We start from the raw sequence: 23,394 nt of genomic DNA, 5'->3' as shown, positions 1-23,394 counted from the left end.
TTAGTTTTCAAAGAGCAATTCATTAACTGCCGAACGCGACAGGAATGTTATTGTATCACATTTCTATCAATCCATCAACCTTAAATTATTTTAATTAAGATTGACTTACTCGCTTTCTCCGCGAGCAACGTTTAATATCATATCACCTTTTAATAAAAGAAGCAACAAAATTTTTTCCAAAACATTTAACTCTTCTCTCTTTCAAAAGCGACTTTGTTATCATAACACCGACATGATTATATTGCAACATAATTTTTCATTATCCTGAAACAGTGAATACAATAACACATTACTCTATATTAGAAAACCTCGACAAATCATCCCTGTTTCCTATCACCACTAATAAATCAGTAGAATGAATAATTTCATCCGGAGATGGTGAGACAATGATGTTTCCGTTGCGAACAACAGTAATAACACTTACATTATACATAGCACGAAGATCAAGTTCTCTTAAACTTTTTCCGGCCATGCTTGAAGGAATGTTCATTTCTTCTATGTTATACTCTTTTGACAGCTCGATATAATTCAGCATATTCGGTGAAAGAAGCTGATTAGCGACACGTTCACCCATATCTCTTTCAGGATAAACAATCCAATCCGCTCCTACTTTTTCTAACACTTTACCATGCCGTTTGCCTATCGCCTTCGCAATCACCTTTTTTACCCCCATTTCTTTTAGCAGTAAAACCGTTAAAATACTAGACTGCATATCATCTCCTATCGCGACAATGACACAGTCAAAATTGGTTATGCCGAGTGATGCCAGAGCTTTCTGGTCCGTCGAATCTGCGATTACTGCATGGGTTAGAAATATCTCCGCTTCCTCGACTCGTTCTTCATTCAAATCAATACCTAAAACCTCCTGGCCAGCCTTATTTAATCTCCAGGCAATGCTTGAGCCAAATCTCCCAAGACCTATTACTGCATATTGACTTTTTGCCATGTGTCACACTCCTTGCCAGTTTTAGATTAACCAATAGTAGTGTTTCCAATTAGATAGCCCACTGGTAAATTTTAATTTTCCCTAATCTTCATAAATCATTAATACTAGGGATATATAAAAAGGTCACCCGGATTAGCCACAACTCATCTATTGATAATCCCTGTCCCGCAAAACACTGGTTGTTCCTAAAAAAAGAACCATGGTCCTTTGTTTCCACCCCTTCGGCGATTACCGTATAATTCATATTCCGGCCCTTATCGATAATCGTTTTAACAATCGGTCCTCCGCCATTGCTTGACAGTTCATCTATAAACGCCTTATCAATCTTCAGGCAATTTACTGGCAGGTTTTTCAAATAACTTAACCAGGAATAGCCTGTCCCAAAATCATCAATTGCAATCTGAATCCCCAAATTCCTTATTTCATCCAGCCCGAGATGATGAAATGCACATAAAAAGACTGCACCTAAGGGTAGAACTTTCCCTTGGTGACAGTCTCCTCCAGGCAACTTAAACGGTTAAAACTCCTACGTGGATAAAACGTTTTTCGCTTACTTCAGTAAATTATTCTTTTCTAAAAACTCTCTAGCTACAGCACTAGCCTTTTTCTTGTTTACAGCCACCTCATAATTCATTTTTCTCATTTCATCATCAGTTATTTGTCCGGATAATTTATTCAATATTTCTTCTAGCTCTGGATATTCCTTTAAGGTCTCTTTCTTTAATAAAGGCGCTCCTTGATAGGGCGGAAATAAATGTTGATCATCCTCTAGGACGACAAGATTATTTCTTTGAAGTTCACTGTCCGTGGAGTAGGCATCCACGACATTGATTTCCCCAGATTTAATCGCTGCATATCTTAATTCCGGTTGCATGATTGTAATGGTAGAAAACTGAATTCCATAAATCTTCTGGATACCCAGGTAGCCATCTTCCCGCTCTGGAAATTCTGGTGTAAATCCTGCTTTTACGGTGCCTTCAATTGGTTTTAAGTCAGAAATCGCCTTTAGGTTATATTGTTTAGCGAGCGAAGCAGGGACTGCCAATGCATAAGTATCATTAAATTTCATTGGCTTAAGCAAGACGAAGCCTAATTTATGTAACAGTCCATCCTTGGCTTGTTGGTAAACTTCACTTTGGTTCGTACTTTTTGGCTGCTCCTTTAACAGGTCAGCGATTACCGTTCCGGTGAATTCAGGATAAATATCAATACTTCCCGACTTCAAGGCATTATAGACAAATGTCGTTCCTCCCATATTTGGTTTGAGCTCCACCGAAAGGGACGAATTCTTTTCAATCAACTGCTTATACATATTCATCAAGATTTCTGGCTCAGCCCCCAACTTGCCTCCTATAATAAGGTCTGCTTTTTTAGGCTGGCTGAACGATGACACAGAGATGATTAAAAAAGCCACAACTATAACAGAGGCTATGGAGATAAGTGATTTTTTAAAAGACATTTTCTCCATTTGCCTTAATAAAAAGTCAAAAAATAATGCCAATAGTGCGGCTGGAATGGCTCCTAATAGGATGAGGTTTGTATCATTCCGGCTGATCCCCACTGTAATTAAATCCCCTAACCCGCCGGCTCCAATAAGAGCAGCAATCGTAGCTGTACCAATAATCAGAACCATTGCCGTTCTGATTCCGGCCATAATCACTGGCATGGCAAGTGGCAATTCTACCCTGACCAGCAGTCTGCGGTTATTCATTCCCAGACCTTTTGCGGCTTCTATTAAATTGGGGTCAACCTCCTTTATACCGGTGTAGATGTTTCTTAAAATAGGAAGTAATGCATAAATGACAAGTGCGATAATCGTTGGTACAGTCCCTATTCCTACAAGCGGGATAAGCAATCCTAATAAAGCTAAAGATGGAATCGTTTGAAAGACAGCAGCAATTCCAATGACAATCTCTGCTGCTTTCTTTTTTCTCGTCAGGTATATCCCAAGAGGAATGGCAATGACTAACGCAAAAAACAAGGCAATAAAGGATATTTCGATATGCTGAATTAAACCACTTAATAAATCACCTTTTCTCATCAAAAAAGTTTGAATTAATTCGTTCATTGGTACTCACCTTCTTTCAGACTGCTGGAAAGATGCTGAATCAGCGACTGTCTTGTAACAGTACCAATGAGTTTCCCATCTTTTTCTACACCTATTTGGTCTTGTTCTGCTAATGCCTCTAAGGTTTGCTCCAATGAACTATGAACCGTTAGGATTTTCATTTTCTCATCAATATTGTCTTCATTAGTGTTAGACAGTACTACCTCTAGGTTAAAATGAAGTGCTGTACGATCTGTTTTTCCAATAAACTCTCTGACAAAATCATTAATGGGATGATAGATTAATTCATTAGGGGTCCCCACTTGGACAATTTCTCCATCCTTCATAATGCATATACGATCGCCTAACTTGAGGGCCTCCTGCATATCATGCGTAACGAATACGATGGTTTTCTTTATTGTTTTTTGCAGTTTTAAAATATCATCCTGCAGCTTCTCTCTGCTAATAGGATCAAGAGCACTGAACGGTTCATCCATCAGAATAATTTCTGGATCGGCTGCTAATGCCCTTACAACTCCAATTCTTTGCTGCTGTCCACCCGATAACTCAATAGGCTTTCTGGGTTTATATACTTTAGGCTCTAAGCCAACCATTTCGAGCAGCTCATCGACACGTTTGCCGATTTTCTCTTTGTTCCATTTTTTCATTTCTGGAACCACAGCGATATTTTCTTCGATAGTCATATGAGGAAATAGAGCAATTTGCTGAAGCACATAGCCAATATTCCAACGCAGTTCATGAATATCGTAATCACTTATTTTTTTGCCATTTATAAAAATTGTTCCATCAGAGATATTAATCAAACGATTGATCATTTTAAGGGTAGTGGTTTTTCCGCTGCCACTGGGTCCAATTAGAACAAAAAATTCTCCTTGATTTATGGTAAGGTTTACTGACTTAACGGCAGTAGTACCATCATCAAATCGTTTTGAAACATTTTCAAATTGAATCATCTAATCTCTCCCTTACTTAAGGATTCACTATAACAATATCCCATTGGCTTGGTTACTTTCCATTAGCAGGTGCGCCTGACTAACTTCCACCCCATATTGGTCGATATGTTGGAATAAATCGTTAAGCAATCCCTGTTTAAAATTTACTCTGCTGTCAAAATAGGTAACATACGCACCGGAAGGAATGTCCACCATCGGTTCGAAATTCTCTAACACCCATCCCCCCCTAAAATTCCTGTCATGCAGAGGATCCCTTTTTCTGCAAGCATGGCTAATGAATTTTTGAGAGTAACCGTTCCTACTAGTTCTAAAATCTTGTTTATTCCTTGTGGAAATAATGAAAACAGCCCAGGTTCTATATACTCTTCATCTACTAACACAAAATCTGCACCATTTTGTTTTAAAATCTCTATCTTATTTTTGTCCCGAGTCGTTGAAATAACCGTTACCCCGATACTTTTGGCAAGCTGTAATGCAGCCAACCCAACCGAACTGGTTCCCCCGCGAAAGGAGATGGTCCTCTCCCTTTAACATCAAAGCATCAAAAAGGGACGCATAGGCCTTATAATACATTTCCGGAACGGCCGCCAATCTGACCTGACCCAATCCATTTCCTTTTTAACCGGATATACCTGACTGGCAGGGATTAAAGCATATTCTGCATAGCTCCCAGCAAATTGACGGCCAAGTCCACCCATCAACGAGACCACCTCAAATGGAAGAGGACGGTATCATAGAACGCCAGGTTTATGCTGAGGTTCCACCAAACTCTTACTGACCTAGGCGATACCCTCCGGCCTATTATTGACGTAATGGCAGAATGGGGATTAGGCTATCAAGCAATGTTTAAAGAGAACTAGAAGAACATGTCCAAACATAAAAAAGCTGGCTAAAATAAAAAATGCTCTGCTCCTTATTAGAAGCAAAGCATTTTTTACTGCTAACGGTATCGTTCTTCTTTAAATGGATTTGCCGTCATGGAATAGCCAAACTCTTCCCAAAAGCCAGCCTCGTCTTCTTTCATAAACTCAATCCCTGACACCCATTTTGAGCCTTTCCATAAATAGAATGTTTCCGGTGGGATAAATCTCAGCGGATAACCATGCTTGGGATCAATATCTTGCCAATCATGGTATTGGTCTTTCCAACGGTATACAAACAAAGAATCGTCCCCTAATAAAGGCTCCAGCGGTAAGTTGGCAGAATAACCAAAGGGATCCCCATTATAATAACCGTAAATCTTTATGTATTTGACACCCTCATTGATTGCAACAAAATTCAATAACTCTCTAAGGGCGATCCCTTCAAAAGTCGTATCAAATTTAGACCAGGTGGTAACACAATGCATATTTACGGTTGAAATGGTCTTGGGAAGCTCCATAAATTCTTTATAGGATAAGACTTTTTCTTCTTTGATCTCACCAAAAAGCCTGAAATTCCATGTGGCGCTGTTAAACTTGGGAACATCCCCTTTGTGAAGTATCGGCCACTTTTCTGTTTCAAATTGGCCAGGTGGAAGCTGTTTTTCCATCATACACCATCCCTTTATTCTCTTAAACGTTATTAGAATTATAGTACTTCGTATATCATCCCTGCAAATACGGTTAATCCGTTATATATACCCCGACCTTAATGGTAGAAAATCTTAACTCAAAAGGGTCAGCACGCTGAAGAAGTGCATGATACTGCCAGCCATGACGAACAAATGCCAGACAGCATGATGATACTTGAAGCCTCTCCAGATATAGAATATCGACCCTAAAGTATAAAGCAGCCCGCCTATTACTAAATACATCAACCCGGCTGTCGCCAAGGCTGCCGTTAACGGTTTCCAAGTGAAGACAATTAACCAGCCCATTAAAACGTAAACAAGAGTGGACATAAACAAGAACCTTTTGACGAAGAAAGACTTAAAGACAGTCCCGCCTATGGCCATTCCCCATACGATACCAAAAATCGTCCAGCCTATCCAACCTTTAACTGCTACAAACATGTATGGTGTATACGTTCCGGCGATAAAAAAATAGATAGAAGAATGGTCAAATATTTCGAAGAGGTCTTTCACTTTGCTGCCTTCAGGGAAGGCATGCAACAATGTCGATGAAGTATACATCAGGAGCATGGTCGCTCCAAATAGGGTAAAACTAACTATATGCCAAGCGTTTCCGTGCAATGAGGAAAGCACAATTAATAATACTAATGCCGCTATACTTAGAAGAACACCAATTCCGTGTGTAACTGAATTGGCAATTTCCTCGCCTTTGCTGAAGGTGTGGGTGTTAGCCATAAATCTTCTCTCCTTCTGGATACAATACCTTATTGTAACAGGAAAATAGCAAGTTAGTAATAAACTAGCCTGCTATTTGTTGGAATATATGGCTTTTATTTCGCAGACTTACCGGAGTCAAGATGCCAGACCTCTGTATTTTCTTATTAGAGTTTTACGCCATCAAAATGTTCAACAGTCGGGAATGGACCATAAAAATGATGCAATTGCTTTTTCCATTCCTGATATTCATTGGATTGTCTAAATCCAACCGTGTGGTCTTCTAAGGTTTCCCATCGAACGAGCAGCAAATATTTCCCCTTAACTTCCATGCAACGCTGCAACTTGTGCGAAACGTATCCTTTCATCGAGGAAATAATTCCTGAGGCGCTGCGAAATGCCTATTCATATTCATTCTCCATACCTTCTTTTACATGCAGCATGACAGCTTCTAATATCATTGAAATCTCCTCCTTTTCCACAACATAAACGTGGTCTTCCTTGTATATATAGTAACAAATATTTATGGCCAAAAGTTTTCACTGCCATTGTTTCACTGGATCATTTAATAAATTTAAAAGGAACATCGAAGTAGGCTATTAAGAAGATGATGACAAACAGAGATATGATATAAGCAGGAATCGGTTTATACTGGTGCAAGGCAATTACCGAAAACATAACCAAATCAAATAAGAAGGAATACCAAAATTGCCATCCGTTTTGATAGGAAATCCTATCAAATAACAATAAAATCCACTCAACCGCTATGTAAATTCCAGACCAGACCAATATATAGATAAATCTTTGCCCCCATCTATTAGGAAAATGGGATAGAAACAGGAAGATACTAATAGGCATAGTAATCAACGCATATACAATCACAACCATCTCAAGTCCATAGAGCAAGTCAGGATAAAACTTCCATAAGGTATTCTCTTTTACAATGTATTCGTACAGCAAGCCTCCTGTGGCAATGAAAAACATACTGGCATGATATTCTCTCCAGTTTTTCCAGTCTCCCCACTTAAAGGAGGCGATTATGGTTAAAACGGCAATAGCAACGTGCATAAACACGTCCCCTTTTCATGGTTTTATTTCATCCTTTCTCTATAGTTTTTGGAATCCATCAAAATAAAATGCAACTTAAAAAAACTTCTCAGTAAAATAGAAAAATGAACATAAAAAATGCCCTTGGAAACTCCTGTAGGCTGTATCCGAGGGCTAAACAAAATATATTATGGGGGAAAAAGTGTCTCGCACTTTCTTGTTTGTATCTTATCCATTTTAGCTTAATCTTGTCTTAATTAGCTTTGATTAAATTCATTCCAAAGGTTAAGACCTCGAAATTATTTTTTAGGATAAAACCATAATTTTTATTATGGTCAATCACGATGTCCCCATCAAGATGGTCAACGACCACTGGATCGATTACGATTGTAATTTCTCCGGCGTTTAGAATTTCATCTATATTTTCTCCATGCTCAACCTGAGCAAGTTCGTACACATATGTGGCACCTCAACCAGATGTTCGGATTTCATTCATGCGAATGGTTGGTTTCTCGCCAAGTTGGTTGATAAGTTGCTGTTTGGCGTCATTTGTTATCGTTACTCTCATTTTGTCACCTCAATATTTAGAACGCTATATTGCCTATAGATTATTTTACTCATATGCTCAGCTTTTCACCAATTATTTACTCATTTGATGTAAAATGAGTATTGTCTGTTTTTTACTATATTAAAAGTTTTAGAGGTGGAATTACATTGAATGGTACATCACATGCAGTCATCGGTTCAGCAACAGGATTTATTGTGGCTAATACATTCCAAACCACTCCATCTGCGACTCTTTTGCTCGTCGGACTAGGAGGCGTCTCCGGTTTAATTCCTGATTTAGATATTGACGGAAAACTACGGGGGAAAATCACCTTGTCCCACAAGATGATTCGTCTATCTGCCATGGTAATTGGTATGATAATGATTTTATATAGTGTCTTTGAGAAAACAGCAGCAGAGCGCTGGTTTGGGATGGGGTTTGGATGTTTGATAATGGTGATCTCCTCGTTAATTAAGCAAAAACACATGCTGACGATTACAGGAGTTGCTGTCTTGGTGGGAGGACTCTCTTTAGATGAGTTATGGATCATCCTGTTAGGAATTTACATAGTCGTTGCCTCTTTTTCGTCGCACCGCAGCTATACTCATTCCATTTTAGGCGTTATTTTCTTTGGATTTATCGCTTTTCATTTTGAGGCTTCACTTGGGATCCAGGGTGTTTTCTATACCTGTTTAGGTGGATACATCAGTCACCTGATTGCGGATTTAAAAATACTTCCCTTTAACAAACGGGGAATTAAATTGTTTTTGCCTCTGTCTTCCATAGAACTATAAGATAAACGCCTTATTACCAAGAGGCTTTGCTGCTTCCAGCAAAGCCCCTCATCTATAATAGTAAACCAACTATTTAATTCCAAAAGCCCTACCCGTTAGAGTGTCTCCGATTCCAGCCGGAATCCTTCTACAACAACTTCTTCGTCGACCTCCAGCAACAAACACCGTTTGCCCTGATACGTAATATATTTTACATATTTCAGGTCTTTCGGGTTGATGGTCACATTGGCTACCTTGGTTTCAATCTTTATTGTTTTCGGAACCAAACTGCTGGTCTTGATTTCGTGTCTTTCATCATCGATGACAGATTTGAAGGCATGCTCCACTTTAGCCGGCTCAACATTCTCCACGCCGCTGACAGTTAAAATGCGTTCGATGTCGCGATGATCCAGCGTGGGAATTTCACTTTCTTCTTTTTCCAGATTCTCCTGAACCAACTTATCAATTTCTTCATAAACATTCGAGATGACCTGGGATTCCACTTGATCTCCAATGACCTCTTTTAATATCAGGTCGAAGCTGTCTTTATCTTCTTGAGCTGTAATGATTTCTTCGCAATTGAGAACCTCGTCCATAAATCGGTAATCGGGCTGATTATTTTTCCCTGCACAGTAAAGAATATGGTTCACATCGGCCGCGTTGTCATTGAATGCTGGGAACAAAAAGCCGGACAATGGTGAATCTAAATTAATAATCGGATCAAAGAAATGATGGGGTTTGAATTCCTTTTCCACATAATCAAACGTCAAGGCCTTCTTCGGCTGATCAGTCTTATTGAGGCTGCAAAGAATAAACTGGCTGTAGTAAACTTCGTCATCCCCGCCTTCTTCCGATTCCTGACCCCGCTTTCGGGTCGGCTTCCGGTATTCCCCACGGATAAACGTCACCACGGTATCAAATTCATAAATTGTCATCGCAAACATTTTCGTTACGATTTCGAGCATGTATTCTTTCCAATCGTCTGATTCTGCCTGCAATCCTTCAAAAAGGAACATTTGGGTGCTGTCTTCTACATCCCGTTGGAATTTCAGCTCAAACAGTTTGGCATCAAGATGGCCTGTCAGGACTTTCTTAAAATTGGCTAGGAACAATTCTTGGGCTTCCTGCTCTAGCATTTGGAACGGTTGGCTGACATGGTGATAAATCTCGCCTGTTTCTTTTTGTACATAAACATTGAAAATTTCTTTAATTTTTAAAATGTGTTCGTTATCTAATTTAAACTGTTTGCGAATATTTGCGATATCTTTTTTATTCATTTCATTCAACTCCCATCCCTGATTATACTGTTCAGGAGGAAAAATCTCTAATTGATTTTTAATAATCCATTTAAAGGATGTGCGGAACTTGACAAAAAAAGTTATTTATGCTATAATTTACAAGTTAAATATTGCTGTGTATAATAAGATTCTCCTGGCCAGGGGAATCTTATTTTTTATGTAGGAGGATTATTGATGAAGCAAAATGAATCCAGTTTAACTTCCTTAGTCTCAGCATTTGGGCGCGCCTACCACAGCAACTACGATTCACCCAAAATTTTTGACGATTTTATTGCCAAGGAGCTCATTACCCCAACAGAGTTTTCAGATATAAGTAACAATATGATTCAAGGAATCCAGTTTTTCAATCAGGAGATCGCCAGACGCTATCAGGATGATCCAGATGAAATATTAAAGTGGATTACCCAAGTCCAGCTTTCCCCCACACCATTAGCACGGGCTGCGTTTTGTGAAAAAGTACTCATGAACGAAGTATCGCTGGGGATAAAACAAGTTGTCATACTTGGGGCAGGGCTGGATACGTTTAGTTTTCGCCATCTAGAATTGAAGGAACGTATTGAAATCTTTGAAGTCGATCACCCAGCTACACAGGCATTTAAAAAACAAAGACTGGAAGCGGCCAATTTAGAAATCCCCAACCACCTTCATTTTGTGCCAATGGATTTCACTGGACAGTTTTCCTATCAAGAGCTTAAACAAGAAGGGTTCGGTGAACATAAAACCTTTTTTAGTCTTCTGGGTGTTTCTTATTATTTAACCAAACAGGAGCTTTCAAATTTGTTACAGCATTTATTTGCTATGGCCCCCGAAGGAAGCTCGATTGTATTCGATTATGCCGATGAAAACCTTTTTAAAGAGAAAGGCATATCTAATCGTGTGGAAAATATGTTGAAAATGGTTGCAACCGGTGGAGAGCCAATGAAATCCTGTTACAGCTATCATGAAATGGAGAAAATGCTGGAAGAGTCCAGCTTACTAATTTTTGAACATTTATCTCCGGACGAGATACATGATTCTTTCTTCCAGAACAGGTCGGATTATTTGTCCGCTTTTGAAACCATACATTACATCCATGCTGTTAAAAAATAAGCTTTGCCGCTCAATCCTCAAGACTGGGCGGCTTTTTCCGTTTTCGATTAGGAGAGATACCATTCTCCCTGGGCAATTTTTTCAACTTTTCCTCCTACATTTATGACCAGTTTTCCATCCTCGTCTGCCGCCTTTAAAAATAACAGTGATTTCCGGTTCATTTCGTAGCCTTGCTCGACTCTTAAGCTTATTTCTTTCTTACCAAAGTAATTGTAGTTTAGTAAATAAGCGGCTAAACAGCCATTTGAACTCCCGGTTGCGGCATCTTCCGGTATTCCGTAGTATTCCGCAAAGTCGCGGACATTTAAATGATTTTCAGGATGATAGGTTTCAGAAGTAAAGACCATGATCGCTTTGGCATCTGTTTTTTCAATAAGCTTGAAGTATTTTGTTTTATCAATTTTTACTTTCCTGACGGCTTCCAAAGACTTTAATGGTACTATTATTACCGGCAGCCCCGTGGAAACCTCTTGAATTGGAAATCTATCATCTATGTATTGTTTCGCTATATTTAACACCTTAGAAACTGGATCAACTTCAAGAATACGGCCAAACGTTGGCTGATTTTGTTTCATCCATAGAATTTCCTCTTGCTGGTCAAACGTAACGGAAATCTGCCCCGCTTTATAATTTAAGACAATTTTTTCTGAAGGTTTTTCCAACATTTCCTTTTGAATCACAAAAGCCGTTCCCAAAGTCGGATGCCCAGCAAAGGGAACTTCCTCATTTGGCGTAAAAATCCTCACATCGTATCCGCCGTCTTTTTCTGTATCAGATAGGATGAATGTAGTTTCGGAATAATTCACCTCTTTGGCAATTTGCTGCATTTCTGAGTCTGGTAGGTTTCCGGCCCGCTTAAAAACAGCTAGCTGATTCCCTGTGTATTTCCCCTGTGAAAACACATCTACTATTGAATAATGTAGTTTCCCCATGTCCTTTTCATCCCCTATATAAGTTTCTATATAGCATACCATTGATTTCATTTCATGGTCATGTTGTACAGACAGTCTACAGGAGTTTGCATATATTAATGTCACAAGGAATAGAATTATGTCAGAACATTTCTATTTTCAAACATATGGAAAGTGTTTATGATTAATACAATCCCTCTGGAAGGAGTGAAGACGATGAAGATGTCAAAACGCCTCTCCATCATGATGCTCCTTGCCTTTTTGTCCTTTAGCCTCTTTCAGCAAAATCATGCACATTTACCCGCACACCCACACCCCGTTGCAAAGGCAATCATTAGCTTGGATGACTTAATGGAAAAGGCACAATGGGATGACAAGAAGAAGCAGCCGTTTGACCTGCCATTCCTATTCGTTACGAGTCTTATCTTAATAAGACTAGTGCAATGGGTTATTGCTTATCCAGTTAGACAGCTTCAGCGCTTCCTATTTTTAGTCCCGATCTTTCATCAATCTAATTACATTATTCGCCCTCTCCGGTTCTAAATAAAATTTGAACAAAGGGGAGGAAAAAATATATGTGGTTCCGTTTCTTAATGATTGGATTCTTTTCGCTTTCAGCAGTCAGTCTGCTTGCTTTTCAAGGCATAGAAATTACCCATGCCTTTATGGACTACTTTAAGCAAAAATAACTAAACAGGCAGTCAAGGGCTTCATCATCAGTCTTTGGCTGCTTTATTTATTTCTGAATTACCTTGTGGGGATGCATAGAAAATAGAATTTCCCGATATAATGGTGGTTTTTCCCGATATATTTGATTTTTTCCTGATAAAATTCAATTTTTCCCGATATATTAAAGATTTTCCCGATAAACGAAATATCTCTTACACACAAAAAGACGCCCACTAGGACGTCTTCTGATTATAACCATTTATTCCATTTCAGCGACTTTTTCTTTCACTTCTTCGATATTTTTCATCTTGTTATCCCAGCACTTCTGGCTTAAATCGACAGGATAATGTTCCGGATTCATCGTCCGTTTGTACTCATCCCATAGGGAGTCCAAATTTTGCTTTAAGTATTCACGGGACTCTTCTAGGCATGGGACTTCGTAAACCAATTGGCCTTCCTTAAAAATATCTACATGAAGTTCTTTGGCTGTAAAATTGGTGACGACTTTTTTCAAATACGTATGAGTTGGATGGAACATACGCAGACGTTTTTCTGGTAGTTCCTCCTCTTCCATCGCAATATAATCGCCTTCCGCATGATGGTTCTGATTATTAATAATCCGATAAATCTTTTTCAACCCAGGGGTTGTTACTTTCTCTGGATTGGAGGAAATTTTAATAGTGTCCTCCAATTGACCATCAGTATTTTCAATTGCCACCAACTTATAAACCGCACCAAGTGCTGCTTGATCATAGGCGGTGATTAATTTAGTACCGATTCCCCAACTATCAATTTTTGCTCCTTGTGCCTTAAGGTTAACGATGGTGTACTCATCCAAATCACTAGAGGCAAAGATTTTCGCATCCTTAAAGCCTGCCTCATCCAGCATTTTGCGGGCTTGTTTCGATAGATAGGTCAAGTCGCCGCTATCAAGGCGAATACCGATAAAATTAATTTTATCGCCTAACTCTTTAGCCACTTTAATCGCATTCGGCACACCAAGGCGCAGCGTATCATAGGTATCCACAAGGAATACGCAATTTTTATGGGTTTCAGCATATTTATGAAATGCCGTGTACTCGTCTTTATAGGCTTGCACCATGGCATGGGCATGAGTTCCTGATACAGGAATGCCAAATAATTTGCCGGCCCTTACATTACTGGTCGAGTCAAAACCCCCAAGGTAGGCTGCGCGTGTGCCCCAAATGGCCGCATCCATTTCTTGAGCACGTCTTGTACCAAACTCGGCTGCAGATTCATTTCCGACTACTTGCTTAATCCGGGATGCTTTCGTGGCTATTAATGTTTGGTAATTCACAATGTTAAGTAAGGCTGTTTCCACCAGCTGCGCTTCCGCCAGCGGGGCATCTACCCGTAACATCGCTTCATCGCCAAATACTAATTCGCCCTCTTTCATGGCCCGGATGGATCCGGTAAACCGTAGATCCTTCAGGTACTCTAAAAAGTCGTCCTCATATCCGACTTCGTTTTTTAAATATTCAAGGTCATCCTCCGTGAAGCGAAAGCCCTGAATATATTGAATGACTTTTTCCAATCCGGCAAAAACCGCATAGCCGTTTCCAAACGGCAACTTCCGGAAATACAGTTCAAATACGGCACGCTTATCATGGATGCCATCTCTCCAATACGTCTCTGCCATGTTAATCTGGTACAAATCCGTATGCAGAGTAAAACTGTCATCTTGATATATATGTTTCATAATCGGCCCTCCGTATACTACTACAGCTATCCAACATTATTACCAATAATACCATTAATAAGACTATTTCACCAGCGCACCAAGCGATTGTTCGAAATGTCCGAGGGCCCAATCATGTCCTGCCTGGTTAAAGGATGCTACAGCATCTTTATAAATGACGATTTTAAAACCTTTATTATAAGCGTCTACAGCGGTGTGAAGCACACAAATATCGGTACAAACACCCACTAGGTGAACTTCCGTAATCCCGCGTTCCCGAAGCTTGATTTCTAAATCGGTACCAGCAAAGGCAGAATAGCGGGTTTTGTCCAAATAGAGGACGTTTTCGCGCTCTTTATTGGCTTCATAAACTTCCTGAAGCGAGCCGAATAAGTCCCTGCCAGCGGTACCACGCAAATTGTGGGGCGGGAATAGCTTGGTTTCCGGATGGTATTCATCGCCTTTGTCATGAACATCAATGGCAAACACGACGTAGTCCCCCTGCTCAATAAATTCTTTGGTCAGAGTAGTGATTTTTTCTTCGATTTCCTGACCCGGCTTGCCGCAGGTTAAGGCCCCGGCATCGGCAACAAAATCATTTGTATAATCAATATTAATGAATGCTTTCATGGAATGGACACTCCTTTACCCCTGTCATGACTACTGTCTTTTTTCTCATTATACACAGATTTCCAATTTACGGAAAGAAAAAAGGTTCTCGACGTTTTCCTTGGCGAGAGGATCCCTCCTAAATCCGAGAGTTTTTCACGTCCATCCGAGAGAGTAAACTTACAAAAAAACTCGTCCCAATGGAACGAGTATCTTTAACTATATCTTGTGCCTGGAACCCAGTCAGTCGGCATATCATTTGGCCGAATATCGGCAAGCGGGACAAAAACCTCTAAATGACGATATAGATTAACAAATTCTGCGGGAAGTAAGCCACCGTACTCTCCGTCTAAATTTAACTGAACCTTTTCCTCCGAATAAACCTTCACGCGATTGGCCTTTGTATAAATCACATTCGGATCATTCACATGTTCACCGCGAACTGCCAAAGTAACTATACGGATAAACTCAGCTAAATTGACTTTTTTCAAAATTAACAGGGAAAAAAGTCCATCGTTAATTGAAGCATCAGGTGCCAATCTTTCAAAGCCGCCAATCGAATTCGTTAAGCCTATCAAGAATAGCATGGTCTCCCCTTCATAAAGCTTACCATCGTACTCAATACTTAAATTGGTGGCCTTAATGGAAGGGAGCATCTCAATTCCTTTTAAATAGTACGCTAGCTGCCCAAGCACGGTTTTTAACTTGCTGGGGACCTCATAGGTGAGCTCCGTCAGTCTGCCACCACCGGCAATGTTAATAAAGTATTTGTCATTAAACCGGCCAATGTCGACAGGTATAACCTCGCCCTTCGTGATGATATCAACTGCGGATGGGACATCCCTCGGAATTTGCAATGCACGGGCAAAATCGTTTGTCGTTCCAGCTGGAATGATTCCTAGCTTTGGCCGATATTCCTGTTCCGCAAGACCATTGACTACTTCATTAATCGTCCCGTCACCGCCAGCGGCAATCACTACATCATATTGGCGTTCCACAGCGATCCGTGCAGCTTTCGTCGCATCACCAGCACCGATTGTCGCATGGCAAGAAGCCTCATAGCCAGCCAACTCTAATTTTTCAAGAATCTCTGGCAAATGTCGCTTAATCATTTCACGCCCCGAGGTAGGATTGTAAATTAATCTAGCTCTTTTCATCATCATCATCCTATATCTTGAAATCAAAAAACGTTCTATTAATTCAATATTTTACCAATTGTTAGGTGAAGTTACAATCAACCTCACTATTTCCCAACATCATATCCTATCATAACCGTTTTTGACTTATTTGCAAAAAATAAGTAGTGACATCGTATTAGGACCTGATTCTAGGGCATTCTCCTAGTAAATAGAAAAGCGCCGCTTAAGCCACGACGCCTCTTATTCTTTGCTTATTCACCCTGTCTTAATGCCCTGACAGTAAACTAACCTGAAACGCATTTGCAATATTGATCCGGTACTTGGCTTCACCGGACTGATATACCGCGCTTTTCCCCCGATCCCCTTGACTGTCTTGATCGGATGGCTCTGAAATCTTCCATTCATCCTCCTTGCCACGGATATCCTCCACTCCTGATGCTGCCACGACCATATCCTTTGTTTCCGATGTATCAACTACGACCTGGGATGCATTTTCGATATTCCAATTATTAGACAGCATGCGTGGTTTTAAAGTAAGCTGATTGTCCGTTCCAAGCACCTCAAGCTTCACATCATTCGGTACCAAGATGGTTGCTGCTAGTTCATGAGACGAATTGAACGGCCCGAGTTTATTTGGCAGAGACTTCACGTTTAGGTAAAGAGTATCCCCTTTTTGAGTGACAGCCACGTAATCCTTTGCATCATTTATCACACTGGTATGTTTAGAGGTTTGAACCCGATAGGTTCCAAACATGGAGACCTCTCTTTCATTGGACGCCTCAATCGTCACGTCATACCCTGTGGTTCTCACCACTACCCGTTTAACATTGTCTTCAACCGGTTGAGAAAACTCTGGAAGTTCAAATGAGCGCTCTTCCCGGGAGACGAGCTCCTCGGCCTGGTCGAGCAGCCCGGTTGAGCTTAACACTGCAAACCCAATTCCCACTGTTCCAATCAATCCAACAAAGAAAATGCTTAAAAAGTCATAACGTAGCACAGGCGATTCCTGGCGGGACAAAAACAAATAGGCTAAAATCTCAATTCCTAGCACAACTAGCAACACCGGCCACCAAGCAGTCATCACCTGGAGGAAGTTAAAGCCAAGGAACCTTGCCATAAACAGGAACAGCCCGAGAAGGACCAGCAGGGCACCCATAGAAAACGTCCCAACACGCCATGTTCGCATCATTCTGGGGTACTCCCTTCTTTTCTCTTTCTAAAAAAGAACCCGATTCCTGCTCCAATTAGGATAGCGGCTGCTACCCCGATTTGCCGTTTTCTCATGACTTTTCCTCCCTTTTTTGTTTACTTCCGGATAAAAGTTTGATACCTCCGCCAATTAGCAGCAGACAGACAACACCCGTCTGGATATAGCTCTGCAGCCAGTACCCGATATCAGTATTGAAAAACCGCTGAAGCATTGGCGATATAGCCGGAAAAAGAATATTCATAACTAAATAGTACGTCCCCATTAAGATCAAACCGATACCGACCCATTTCTGGTGGTTGATAAAATAGGAAATGATTGGCGTGTCCTCTAGTGGTTCTTCTCCTTGCTTGGAGATTTTTTGCAAGGCATCGAAAAAGCTATAAAACCAAATGATTGGTATTAAGAAAAGGAAGATTCCCAGTCTTAATACATCCAATATATAGATGGAGAACAAGAAGGCTGCCATCAGCTGGATGCCACGGCGCTGCAGACCTAAATATAAATGACCAGCACCGGGGAAAATCGAGAGAAAGGTGGCAATCGATTTGCTCTTTTTCCCATCCTGCCGCAGTTTTTCCAAATCCTCATAAATGGTTTTATCGACTAATTCCTCGCCACGCTGCTTTTTGTTAACCTGCTGGACGACATCGAAAAATCCATAAACCCAAATGATTGGCAGCACCGCCAAGAATACGAGGAACTCGCTCCGGTTGCTAATGATGGCAATAAAGATAATCATGACTGAGAGGCCGATAAAGGTGGCCAAAAGCGTGAGGCCGCGGTTCACTAACCCTAGCTGGAAGTGCCCAAGGCCTGGAAGAAATGACAACAAAATCGTATAAAACCGTTCTGATTCCTGCCCAGGGACTGGCAGCTGTTGGTTATCTGCTGCTTGCGCCATTACCAGCTTCTTCTGTTTAGAAATCTGCAAACCCATGTCGATAAAACTCACTACATAAACAAACACTCCGGCGAGAAATGCTACTATTGCCAGTTCTTGCCCGCCAAGGACTGCAAAGCCTGTTACTGTTACGAATGCACAGCCCATGACAAAGAATAGGTATAGGATACCTCTGACAGGATTACCAAAGTAAATATGACCGAGGCCTGGAAATAGCGATAAAGTGAGAGCCTTCGTTGAACTTTTCATTTCTTATTTGCCTCCTTTTTTTCAAATGAATCCATCCATGCAAAAGTTTTATTCATCACGCCCTCTGTGACTGACGGCTTTTTCTCCTGTATATGTTGTGTCTCAAAAGAACTCGCATATTTAGCAAGTGACTGGAAGGCACCTGTAAAAGTAAGTAGTATGGTGGCTGCCGCTGCCAGGAAGTAATGGAATCCTGCTTGTTGATAAAACCGTTTGGTTTTCCGATTATCAACCTGCTTTTGAGACATTTTGCTGTACTGACTGTTTTCAGGCATCGTTTTTGGCAGTGCAGCCATGATCAGGTCGGTAAAACCATTTTCGTCGGCAAGGATCGGAAGGGAAGATTCATGGTCGGCAATCGCCTGAAGATAGAGTTCGAGACATTGGTCACATGTATATAAATGATCTTCCAGTTCCATTCGATCCGATTCCCTGAGTTCGTTTTTTACGTATTGCACCCATTCATCGACGGTATAATGTCTCATTAAAAATCATCCTCCTTCCAATTCCTCTTCATCCAATGTCTGGCCCGGTATAGTTTTGTTTCAATGGTTTTTACTTGAACATTTTGTTCTTCCGCCATTTGCTGGTAGCTTTTTTCAGCTATATAAAATCCATAAATCACATCGCGATAGTTTTCCGGCAATTCATCTAATCTTTTTCTGACAAGTCTCCTTTGTTCATTGTTAATGACCTGTTTTTCCACGCTATCCGGAGTAGATACTGCCCCCGACTGCTCCGTGTCTTCTACTACTTCCTCTAAACTCCTCGCCTGTTTTCTTTTGACGTCAATGGCAAAGTTAACAGCGATGCGGGTGAGCCAGGTCTTAAATCCTTGGTTTTCGTATTGGGGGAGAGACGTATATAGTTTAATGAAGACTTCCTGGGCGGCATCTTCTGCTTCTTTTTGGTCGCGAAGAACGGCAAAGACCGTCCGGAACACATCGTTGCGATACTTCTCGACCAAAAGGCGGAAGGCGTGGTCGCTGCCCTGAAGGACTTTTTCTATTAAAACCGAATCATTGATGGTCCTCTCCCCCTTTCTGCTTTGTCTCACATCTTAATAGACGAATAATGCCAGAATAACCCCTACACTATTTTTGAAAAAATTTTTTGTCGGCAAAAAAAGAACACGCTGCCTTGGTGGAGAGCGCGTCCGTAAACGGTCAGTGACCGTCATCTAGTTATTTAGCTTTCCCCGTCATTGAGACGCTTCATCAGTAACATTTCCATGTCTATTTGCTTGCTTTGGGCACTGAGAGGACTGCTCAATTCCGTTACACCATTTATTTAACCTTTTGGGGCACTGAAACAACAAATACTATTTATATCTTAAAATACAAACATTGCATTCATGAGGAACATCGTAAGGTTCTTGGTCGGGGAGTGTGTCCAATAATTCCTTCATCGCCTGTTCTCGAACATTCTCCTCCATGGCGGCAAGCCATGAAATAGACCGAATTCGATGTACCCACTCCTGTTTGGTAAACCGGACCGTATAATTCAACTTGTAAAAGTCTGTCAAATCGAATCCGCTTTGCTGCCATTCTACAAACCACTCCACTGGGAAACCGTTAATTCGCTGGTTAGCATCGGCCTTTGAACCGGCCGGTCTCAGCCCTCCTGCTGCATACTTGGAGACAACAGCTAGCGATTGCTGCACTAGTTCATGTTCAGTCAAGAAGCCAGAATCCACCACAATCAGCTTTCCATTTGGCTTTAGAATTCTCTTGATTTCTTTTATCGCCTTGGCCCGATCAAACCAGTGCCAAGCACGCATGACGGTTACAATATCAAACTCGGAATCTGCCAATCCGGTTTGTTCGGCTGTAGCTGGCAAATAGGGAATGGTGAAATTTTTGGTGTGATTAAATGCCATTGCGTGTTTAATTAATTCCGGGGACGGCTCTATTCCAACGACATCGGCCTTTCTCATCGCGATCTTCCTAGTCAATGCCCCCGTTCCAGCACCAAGGTCAGCAACCTTTTTACCATCAAAATAAATATTTCGGAATAGCAGACTTTCCATTAGCGATATAGGAATATCTTCTCTTGAGCGGGCATAACTATTAGCAACTTGGCCAAAATCTAACGTATCCATTTTAAGCGCTCCTTTAATTTCCAATACATGAAAATTCAACAAAATAATACCATTTATTTATGATAGAATAAAAGAAAAATCGATTTATAGGGGGTGGAAATATGTTCTGGATTCTACTTTTTGCGTCTTATGTCCTAGGAAGTATTCCTACTGCACTGATTGTTGGCAAGGTCGTTTTTGGAGTCGATATCCGCGACCATGGCAGTAAAAATCCCGGTGCTACTAACACGCTTAGAGTCCTTGGCAAAAAATCAGCTATTTTTGTCCTGCTCATCGACCTTGGGAAAGGTGCTGTTGCTGCGGCATTGCCGATTTACTTCAAGCTTGATGCCGAGCCCATCTATTTTGGACTGGCTGCCGTGATTGGCCATTGCTTTCCGATTTTTGCAGGGTTTAGAGGCGGCAAGGCGATTGCCACTACAGCTGGGGCGCTCATAGTGGCCAATATCCCCCTGTTCATCATTGCCTATATCTCGTTTTTCTCTATTAGCTTTTTAACCAAGTATGTATTTTTCGGTTCGATTTCTGTCGGTCTGAGTATGCTTGTTTATGATTATTTCACACCAAACCTTAACTTTGAACTTATTTTTTTATTATTTTCTTTACTTTTAGTCTTTCTGCACCGTTCGAATATCCGGAATTTCATTCTTGGAGTGGAACCTAAAGTAAACGATAAACATTTGTTAAAAGACCGGCTGCCGCCCAAAAACAGCGGTTTTAAAATCTAAAGAAACAACCCCGGCATATAAATTCAGCCGGGGTTTCATTTTTATAAAAGTTTCGATAGGATGCTAGCTGCAACTGTCTGCCAAATGGCAGGGTCCGTTTGATAAGCCTGACCAAGGCTTCTATACAATTGCAGCTGCTGTTTTTGAAAATCTGGGTCCTCTTTATCTGGAAGGGCTGCACGGCCTTTATCAACCAGCTCCTGCATTTCCGGCGCCCGCGGTCCCCATTTGCCTCGTTCATTCCCATCCTGGTCGATAAAAATGAATATCGGGATTGCCCTGGATGTTCCATTAGTTAAGTACTGGTCCATTAACTCCAAATTTTGGTCGCGGAGAAGAAAGCGGACTTCCATTCCTGCCCCCTCTGCAATGCGCAGCAGGATTGGGTTATTTAACATTGCATCTCCGCACCAATCTTCCGACAGGACAATAGCCCGCAAATTCTGTTGTTTCACTTGCTCCAGCCTGCTTTGATCCTGTTCTGATATGGAAAACTGGTTATAAATTGACAGCATTCCCTCTTTATTCTTGGTCATCGAGTTTATATAAGCTTCGGCTGACATACCTTTTTCAAACCATTCGTTTAAATTCATGAGTTCACACCCCTTTCTACTCCTATGATATCGACTTTAAAAAAGCAGCGCAATCATAGCGCTTACATTTGATCGTGTTTTTTACCAAATTTGAAGAGGGTGGGCCAGACATCTCGAAGTGGATGGTCCATTTTTTAGTGAACTGGATGGTCAAATAGTGGGCCAGTTACGTTAATATATAGTAGTATAAATGTATTATTTAAGATTTCCTATGATTCGAGGTGCTCTATGAATATATTAATTGGATTGGTTATTGCCATATTAGTGATATCAGCAGTTACGACTCTATTAGTCACCAAGAAACCTGATGAAGACTATAGCAGCTCCACGAAACGAAATACAACGAACCTAACCTTGATCTACGCAGCCGTTATTTTTTTAGCTTTGGCTTCTTTAGGTATTTATATTTGGCTGACATAATGACCTCAGGTAATGATTGGAGTTGATGACAGATGGCATGGACGATTTTTTGGATCGTTATCATAAGTCTGATTAAGATTTTAATAACCTGCATGCCCACCGGAGTGGTAGAGTGGATTACCAGCAAATTTGAAGTTCATCCAAAATTGAATGAAGCGGATGTTACCTTGACCATTGAGGGAAAAACGCTAGAAGGGGAAGGCAAATCACAAATTATTCGTCATTTGAACGAAGCGGCATTTTTAGAAAAGCATTATATCTATCCTGGTACCGAGGATCAGTTTTTACATCCGGAAAACAACGGTACTTCCATTATCATTGATGCCATAAGAGGCAAACAGGTTGTAAGATTATTTGTATTCTGCAATGAGGACCAAATTGATGTTGTGAAACAGTATAAGAAAAAATTAACCGCCTATAGTTTGCGCTCTGATCATTTACAAAAATCCACGGTGCTAAAAAAAGAGGAACTTGCTTAGACTATAAGTCAGTTTGGCAGAGTGAGTCGTATGTACTCGCTCTGCTTTTTTGATGTATTTTTAGTATCGTACAGCTTGAATGACTCATTCCCAACCAGAACCGTTGCATAGGATGGATATATATGATTGTATAATATTATACGAATACTTGGAGGGAAATCACTTGGATCTTTTAAAATTAATCCAATCTCGCCGTAATATAAAAATTTTCAAGTCTGATTCTGTGGGCCTTGAAAAAATTCAATTATGGCTGCAAACGGCTGCTATGGCTCCTAATCACCGGATGACAGAACCCTGGGAAATTTATATTGTCGGTCCAGACACTAGGGCAAAGTTAAACCATAAAACAAACTTTGGGAATGCTCCTGTTGTGTTAGCCGTATTGTCCAAGCATGGCACGACTGACATTGAAACAGAGGAAAATGCACTAGCCACCGCTTGTTTTGTTCAGAATTTTAATTTAGCAGCTTGGTCAGAAGGTGTGGGAACGTTCTGGTCTTCTATGGGTGGTAACCCGAAAAATCGTCAGATTCTTGGTGTACCGGATGATTACGAGGTGATTGGCGTTTTGGGTGTTGGGTATCCGGATGTCATTCCTGATCCAAAGCCACGTACACCCATTCAGAATAAAATGAAGCAACTCTCGTAGTACTAAATTTTCACTGTTGATCGGTAACCCCAATCGAGTAGGAGGGGGTG

General features: G+C 40.8%; 29 protein-coding genes and 1 pseudogene. 7 read left to right on the top strand and 23 right to left on the bottom strand.

Annotated features, from left to right (window positions below):
* Positions 1-289: 289 nt before the first annotated feature.
* The 11 genes and pseudogenes from BN2425_RS05145 to BN2425_RS05095 form a co-directional block, all read right to left on the bottom strand.
* Positions 290-946: a potassium channel family protein gene (locus tag BN2425_RS05145; protein ID WP_042455886.1), complete on the bottom strand. Its 657-nt coding sequence runs from the start codon at positions 944-946 to the stop codon at positions 290-292.
* A gap of 88 nt (positions 947-1,034) precedes the next feature.
* A complete protein-coding gene (locus BN2425_RS05140) occupies positions 1,035-1,454 on the bottom strand; it encodes an EAL domain-containing protein (RefSeq protein ID WP_042455882.1) in 420 nt (139 codons plus the stop codon).
* 42 nt (positions 1,455-1,496) lie between these two features.
* The gene (locus BN2425_RS05135; protein ID WP_042455879.1) at positions 1,497-3,014 is read right to left on the bottom strand and encodes an ABC transporter permease/substrate-binding protein; all 1,518 of its coding nucleotides are present in this window, start codon (positions 3,012-3,014) and stop codon (positions 1,497-1,499) included.
* Positions 3,011-3,967, bottom strand: coding sequence for an ABC transporter ATP-binding protein (locus BN2425_RS05130; RefSeq protein WP_042455877.1), 957 nt, complete (start codon positions 3,965-3,967; stop codon positions 3,011-3,013). The genes BN2425_RS05135 and BN2425_RS05130 overlap by 4 nt, the downstream gene beginning before the upstream one ends.
* Positions 3,968-3,994: 27 nt before the next feature.
* Positions 3,995-4,183 (bottom strand): hypothetical protein, encoded by a 189-nt coding sequence (locus tag BN2425_RS05125; RefSeq protein ID WP_052352784.1) that lies wholly within the window; start codon positions 4,181-4,183, stop codon positions 3,995-3,997.
* Positions 4,177-4,449: a zinc-binding dehydrogenase gene (locus BN2425_RS05120; RefSeq protein WP_052352783.1), complete on the bottom strand. Its 273-nt coding sequence runs from the start codon at positions 4,447-4,449 to the stop codon at positions 4,177-4,179. The genes BN2425_RS05125 and BN2425_RS05120 overlap by 7 nt, the downstream gene beginning before the upstream one ends.
* Before the next feature lie 458 nt (positions 4,450-4,907).
* The gene (locus BN2425_RS05115; RefSeq protein WP_042455892.1) at positions 4,908-5,498 is read right to left on the bottom strand and encodes a molybdopterin-dependent oxidoreductase; all 591 of its coding nucleotides are present in this window, start codon (positions 5,496-5,498) and stop codon (positions 4,908-4,910) included.
* A 114-nt stretch (positions 5,499-5,612) separates the two neighbouring features.
* Positions 5,613-6,254, bottom strand: a complete 642-nt coding sequence (gene trhA, locus BN2425_RS05110; protein WP_042455875.1) for a PAQR family membrane homeostasis protein TrhA — start codon at positions 6,252-6,254, stop codon at positions 5,613-5,615.
* Between the two features lie 146 nt (positions 6,255-6,400).
* Positions 6,401-6,694 (bottom strand): annotated as a pseudogene (locus BN2425_RS05105) (antibiotic biosynthesis monooxygenase family protein).
* 100 nt (positions 6,695-6,794) lie between these two features.
* Positions 6,795-7,301 carry a CBO0543 family protein gene (locus tag BN2425_RS05100; RefSeq protein WP_042455872.1) on the bottom strand — a complete coding sequence of 169 codons (507 nt, stop codon included), beginning with the start codon at positions 7,299-7,301 and terminating at the stop codon, positions 6,795-6,797.
* A gap of 232 nt (positions 7,302-7,533) precedes the next feature.
* Positions 7,534-7,737, bottom strand: a complete 204-nt coding sequence (locus BN2425_RS05095) for a hypothetical protein (RefSeq protein ID WP_042455869.1) — start codon at positions 7,735-7,737, stop codon at positions 7,534-7,536.
* Positions 7,738-7,994: 257 nt separating this feature from the next.
* Between BN2425_RS05095 and BN2425_RS05090 the strand changes: the two genes are divergently transcribed.
* Positions 7,995-8,621: a metal-dependent hydrolase gene (locus tag BN2425_RS05090; RefSeq protein ID WP_042455867.1), complete on the top strand. Its 627-nt coding sequence runs from the start codon at positions 7,995-7,997 to the stop codon at positions 8,619-8,621.
* A gap of 95 nt (positions 8,622-8,716) precedes the next feature.
* On the opposite strand, the gene BN2425_RS05085 is transcribed toward BN2425_RS05090, so the two are convergent.
* Positions 8,717-9,877, bottom strand: coding sequence for a DUF4317 domain-containing protein (locus BN2425_RS05085; protein WP_042455864.1), 1,161 nt, complete (start codon positions 9,875-9,877; stop codon positions 8,717-8,719).
* A gap of 195 nt (positions 9,878-10,072) precedes the next feature.
* On the opposite strand from BN2425_RS05085, the gene BN2425_RS05080 reads away from it, so the two are divergent.
* The gene (locus BN2425_RS05080; RefSeq protein WP_042455861.1) at positions 10,073-10,987 is read left to right on the top strand and encodes a class I SAM-dependent methyltransferase; all 915 of its coding nucleotides are present in this window, start codon (positions 10,073-10,075) and stop codon (positions 10,985-10,987) included.
* 47 nt (positions 10,988-11,034) lie between these two features.
* On the opposite strand, the gene BN2425_RS05075 is transcribed toward BN2425_RS05080, so the two are convergent.
* Entirely contained in the window at positions 11,035-11,919 is an 885-nt protein-coding gene (locus BN2425_RS05075; protein ID WP_042455858.1) for a PhzF family phenazine biosynthesis protein, read from the bottom strand.
* Between the two features lie 195 nt (positions 11,920-12,114).
* Here BN2425_RS05075 and BN2425_RS05070 point away from each other — a divergent pair, with 195 nt between their 5' ends.
* Positions 12,115-12,441: a hypothetical protein gene (locus tag BN2425_RS05070; protein WP_042455855.1), complete on the top strand. Its 327-nt coding sequence runs from the start codon at positions 12,115-12,117 to the stop codon at positions 12,439-12,441.
* A gap of 385 nt (positions 12,442-12,826) precedes the next feature.
* Here the strand turns inward: BN2425_RS05070 and BN2425_RS05065 are convergent, their stop codons facing one another.
* From BN2425_RS05065 to BN2425_RS05030, 9 genes are all read right to left on the bottom strand, one after another.
* On the bottom strand, positions 12,827-14,287 hold the full coding sequence (locus BN2425_RS05065; protein ID WP_042455853.1) for a nicotinate phosphoribosyltransferase: 1,461 nt from the start codon (positions 14,285-14,287) through the stop codon (positions 12,827-12,829).
* 63 nt (positions 14,288-14,350) lie between these two features.
* Positions 14,351-14,896 carry a cysteine hydrolase family protein gene (locus BN2425_RS05060; RefSeq protein WP_042455850.1) on the bottom strand — a complete coding sequence of 182 codons (546 nt, stop codon included), beginning with the start codon at positions 14,894-14,896 and terminating at the stop codon, positions 14,351-14,353.
* A 194-nt stretch (positions 14,897-15,090) separates the two neighbouring features.
* The gene (locus BN2425_RS05055) at positions 15,091-16,032 is read right to left on the bottom strand and encodes a diacylglycerol kinase (protein WP_042455845.1); all 942 of its coding nucleotides are present in this window, start codon (positions 16,030-16,032) and stop codon (positions 15,091-15,093) included.
* A 247-nt stretch (positions 16,033-16,279) separates the two neighbouring features.
* Positions 16,280-17,203, bottom strand: a complete 924-nt coding sequence (locus BN2425_RS05050) for a hypothetical protein (RefSeq protein ID WP_235714571.1) — start codon at positions 17,201-17,203, stop codon at positions 16,280-16,282.
* Complete coding sequence (locus tag BN2425_RS22445) at positions 17,200-17,298, bottom strand: LPXTG cell wall anchor domain-containing protein (protein ID WP_154663463.1); 99 nt, start codon at positions 17,296-17,298, stop codon at positions 17,200-17,202. The genes BN2425_RS05050 and BN2425_RS22445 overlap by 4 nt, the downstream gene beginning before the upstream one ends.
* Positions 17,295-18,374 carry a hypothetical protein gene (locus tag BN2425_RS05045; protein WP_042455841.1) on the bottom strand — a complete coding sequence of 360 codons (1,080 nt, stop codon included), beginning with the start codon at positions 18,372-18,374 and terminating at the stop codon, positions 17,295-17,297. The genes BN2425_RS22445 and BN2425_RS05045 overlap by 4 nt, the downstream gene beginning before the upstream one ends.
* A complete protein-coding gene (locus tag BN2425_RS05040; RefSeq protein ID WP_042455838.1) occupies positions 18,371-18,859 on the bottom strand; it encodes an anti-sigma factor family protein in 489 nt (162 codons plus the stop codon). Before BN2425_RS05040 ends, BN2425_RS05045 begins: the two co-directional genes overlap by 4 nt.
* Positions 18,859-19,431 (bottom strand): RNA polymerase sigma factor, encoded by a 573-nt coding sequence (locus BN2425_RS05035; protein ID WP_042455836.1) that lies wholly within the window; start codon positions 19,429-19,431, stop codon positions 18,859-18,861. The genes BN2425_RS05040 and BN2425_RS05035 overlap by 1 nt, the downstream gene beginning before the upstream one ends.
* Positions 19,432-19,695: 264 nt before the next feature.
* The gene (locus BN2425_RS05030; protein WP_042455834.1) at positions 19,696-20,475 is read right to left on the bottom strand and encodes a class I SAM-dependent methyltransferase; all 780 of its coding nucleotides are present in this window, start codon (positions 20,473-20,475) and stop codon (positions 19,696-19,698) included.
* Between the two features lie 101 nt (positions 20,476-20,576).
* Here BN2425_RS05030 and plsY point away from each other — a divergent pair, with 101 nt between their 5' ends.
* Positions 20,577-21,203, top strand: coding sequence for a glycerol-3-phosphate 1-O-acyltransferase PlsY (gene plsY / locus BN2425_RS05025; RefSeq protein WP_042455832.1), 627 nt, complete (start codon positions 20,577-20,579; stop codon positions 21,201-21,203).
* A 41-nt stretch (positions 21,204-21,244) separates the two neighbouring features.
* On the opposite strand, the gene BN2425_RS05020 is transcribed toward plsY, so the two are convergent.
* Positions 21,245-21,796: a thioredoxin family protein gene (locus tag BN2425_RS05020; protein WP_042455830.1), complete on the bottom strand. Its 552-nt coding sequence runs from the start codon at positions 21,794-21,796 to the stop codon at positions 21,245-21,247.
* A 228-nt stretch (positions 21,797-22,024) separates the two neighbouring features.
* On the opposite strand from BN2425_RS05020, the gene BN2425_RS05015 reads away from it, so the two are divergent.
* The 3 genes from BN2425_RS05015 (at position 22,025) to BN2425_RS05005 (ending at position 23,344) form a co-directional block, all read left to right on the top strand.
* The gene (locus tag BN2425_RS05015; protein ID WP_042455828.1) at positions 22,025-22,216 is read left to right on the top strand and encodes a hypothetical protein; all 192 of its coding nucleotides are present in this window, start codon (positions 22,025-22,027) and stop codon (positions 22,214-22,216) included.
* A 32-nt stretch (positions 22,217-22,248) separates the two neighbouring features.
* Positions 22,249-22,695: a YfmQ family protein gene (locus tag BN2425_RS05010; protein WP_042455825.1), complete on the top strand. Its 447-nt coding sequence runs from the start codon at positions 22,249-22,251 to the stop codon at positions 22,693-22,695.
* Between the two features lie 163 nt (positions 22,696-22,858).
* Entirely contained in the window at positions 22,859-23,344 is a 486-nt protein-coding gene (locus tag BN2425_RS05005; RefSeq protein WP_042455822.1) for a nitroreductase family protein, read from the top strand.
* Positions 23,345-23,394: the final 50 nt, after the last annotated feature.

Origin of the sequence: Neobacillus dielmonensis, from assembly GCF_000612665.1 — a bacterium.
Taxonomy (GTDB): Bacteria; Bacillota; Bacilli; order Bacillales; family Cytobacillaceae; genus Neobacillus; species Neobacillus dielmonensis.
Note: the sequence above shows the minus strand (reverse complement) of the source record. Positions and strands in the feature narration are given on the sequence as shown.

Bases quoted from the DNA above. Each gene is read 5' to 3' on its own strand.
- BN2425_RS05145 (WP_042455886.1), bottom strand. From the start codon at position 946: ATGGCAAAAAGTCAATATGCAGTAATAGGTCTTGGGAGATTTGGCTCA.
- BN2425_RS05135 (WP_042455879.1), bottom strand. From the start codon at position 3,014: ATGAACGAATTAATTCAAACTTTTTTGATGAGAAAAGGTGATTTATTA.
- BN2425_RS05130 (WP_042455877.1), bottom strand. From the start codon at position 3,967: ATGATTCAATTTGAAAATGTTTCAAAACGATTTGATGATGGTACTACT.
- BN2425_RS05115 (WP_042455892.1), bottom strand. From the start codon at position 5,498: ATGGAAAAACAGCTTCCACCTGGCCAATTTGAAACAGAAAAGTGGCCG.
- trhA (WP_042455875.1), bottom strand. From the start codon at position 6,254: ATGGCTAACACCCACACCTTCAGCAAAGGCGAGGAAATTGCCAATTCA.
- BN2425_RS05100 (WP_042455872.1), bottom strand. From the start codon at position 7,301: ATGCACGTTGCTATTGCCGTTTTAACCATAATCGCCTCCTTTAAGTGG.
- BN2425_RS05085 (WP_042455864.1), bottom strand. From the start codon at position 9,877: ATGAATAAAAAAGATATCGCAAATATTCGCAAACAGTTTAAATTAGAT.
- BN2425_RS05080 (WP_042455861.1), top strand. From the start codon at position 10,073: ATGAAGCAAAATGAATCCAGTTTAACTTCCTTAGTCTCAGCATTTGGG.
- BN2425_RS05075 (WP_042455858.1), bottom strand. From the start codon at position 11,919: ATGGGGAAACTACATTATTCAATAGTAGATGTGTTTTCACAGGGGAAA.
- BN2425_RS05070 (WP_042455855.1), top strand. From the start codon at position 12,115: ATGAAGATGTCAAAACGCCTCTCCATCATGATGCTCCTTGCCTTTTTG.
- BN2425_RS05065 (WP_042455853.1), bottom strand. From the start codon at position 14,287: ATGAAACATATATATCAAGATGACAGTTTTACTCTGCATACGGATTTG.
- BN2425_RS05060 (WP_042455850.1), bottom strand. From the start codon at position 14,896: ATGAAAGCATTCATTAATATTGATTATACAAATGATTTTGTTGCCGAT.
- BN2425_RS05055 (WP_042455845.1), bottom strand. From the start codon at position 16,032: ATGAAAAGAGCTAGATTAATTTACAATCCTACCTCGGGGCGTGAAATG.
- BN2425_RS05050 (WP_235714571.1), bottom strand. From the start codon at position 17,203: ATGATGCGAACATGGCGTGTTGGGACGTTTTCTATGGGTGCCCTGCTG.
- BN2425_RS22445 (WP_154663463.1), bottom strand. From the start codon at position 17,298: ATGAGAAAACGGCAAATCGGGGTAGCAGCCGCTATCCTAATTGGAGCA.
- BN2425_RS05045 (WP_042455841.1), bottom strand. From the start codon at position 18,374: ATGAAAAGTTCAACGAAGGCTCTCACTTTATCGCTATTTCCAGGCCTC.
- BN2425_RS05040 (WP_042455838.1), bottom strand. From the start codon at position 18,859: ATGAGACATTATACCGTCGATGAATGGGTGCAATACGTAAAAAACGAA.
- BN2425_RS05030 (WP_042455834.1), bottom strand. From the start codon at position 20,475: ATGGATACGTTAGATTTTGGCCAAGTTGCTAATAGTTATGCCCGCTCA.
- plsY (WP_042455832.1), top strand. From the start codon at position 20,577: ATGTTCTGGATTCTACTTTTTGCGTCTTATGTCCTAGGAAGTATTCCT.
- BN2425_RS05020 (WP_042455830.1), bottom strand. From the start codon at position 21,796: ATGAATTTAAACGAATGGTTTGAAAAAGGTATGTCAGCCGAAGCTTAT.
- BN2425_RS05015 (WP_042455828.1), top strand. From the start codon at position 22,025: ATGAATATATTAATTGGATTGGTTATTGCCATATTAGTGATATCAGCA.
- BN2425_RS05010 (WP_042455825.1), top strand. From the start codon at position 22,249: ATGGCATGGACGATTTTTTGGATCGTTATCATAAGTCTGATTAAGATT.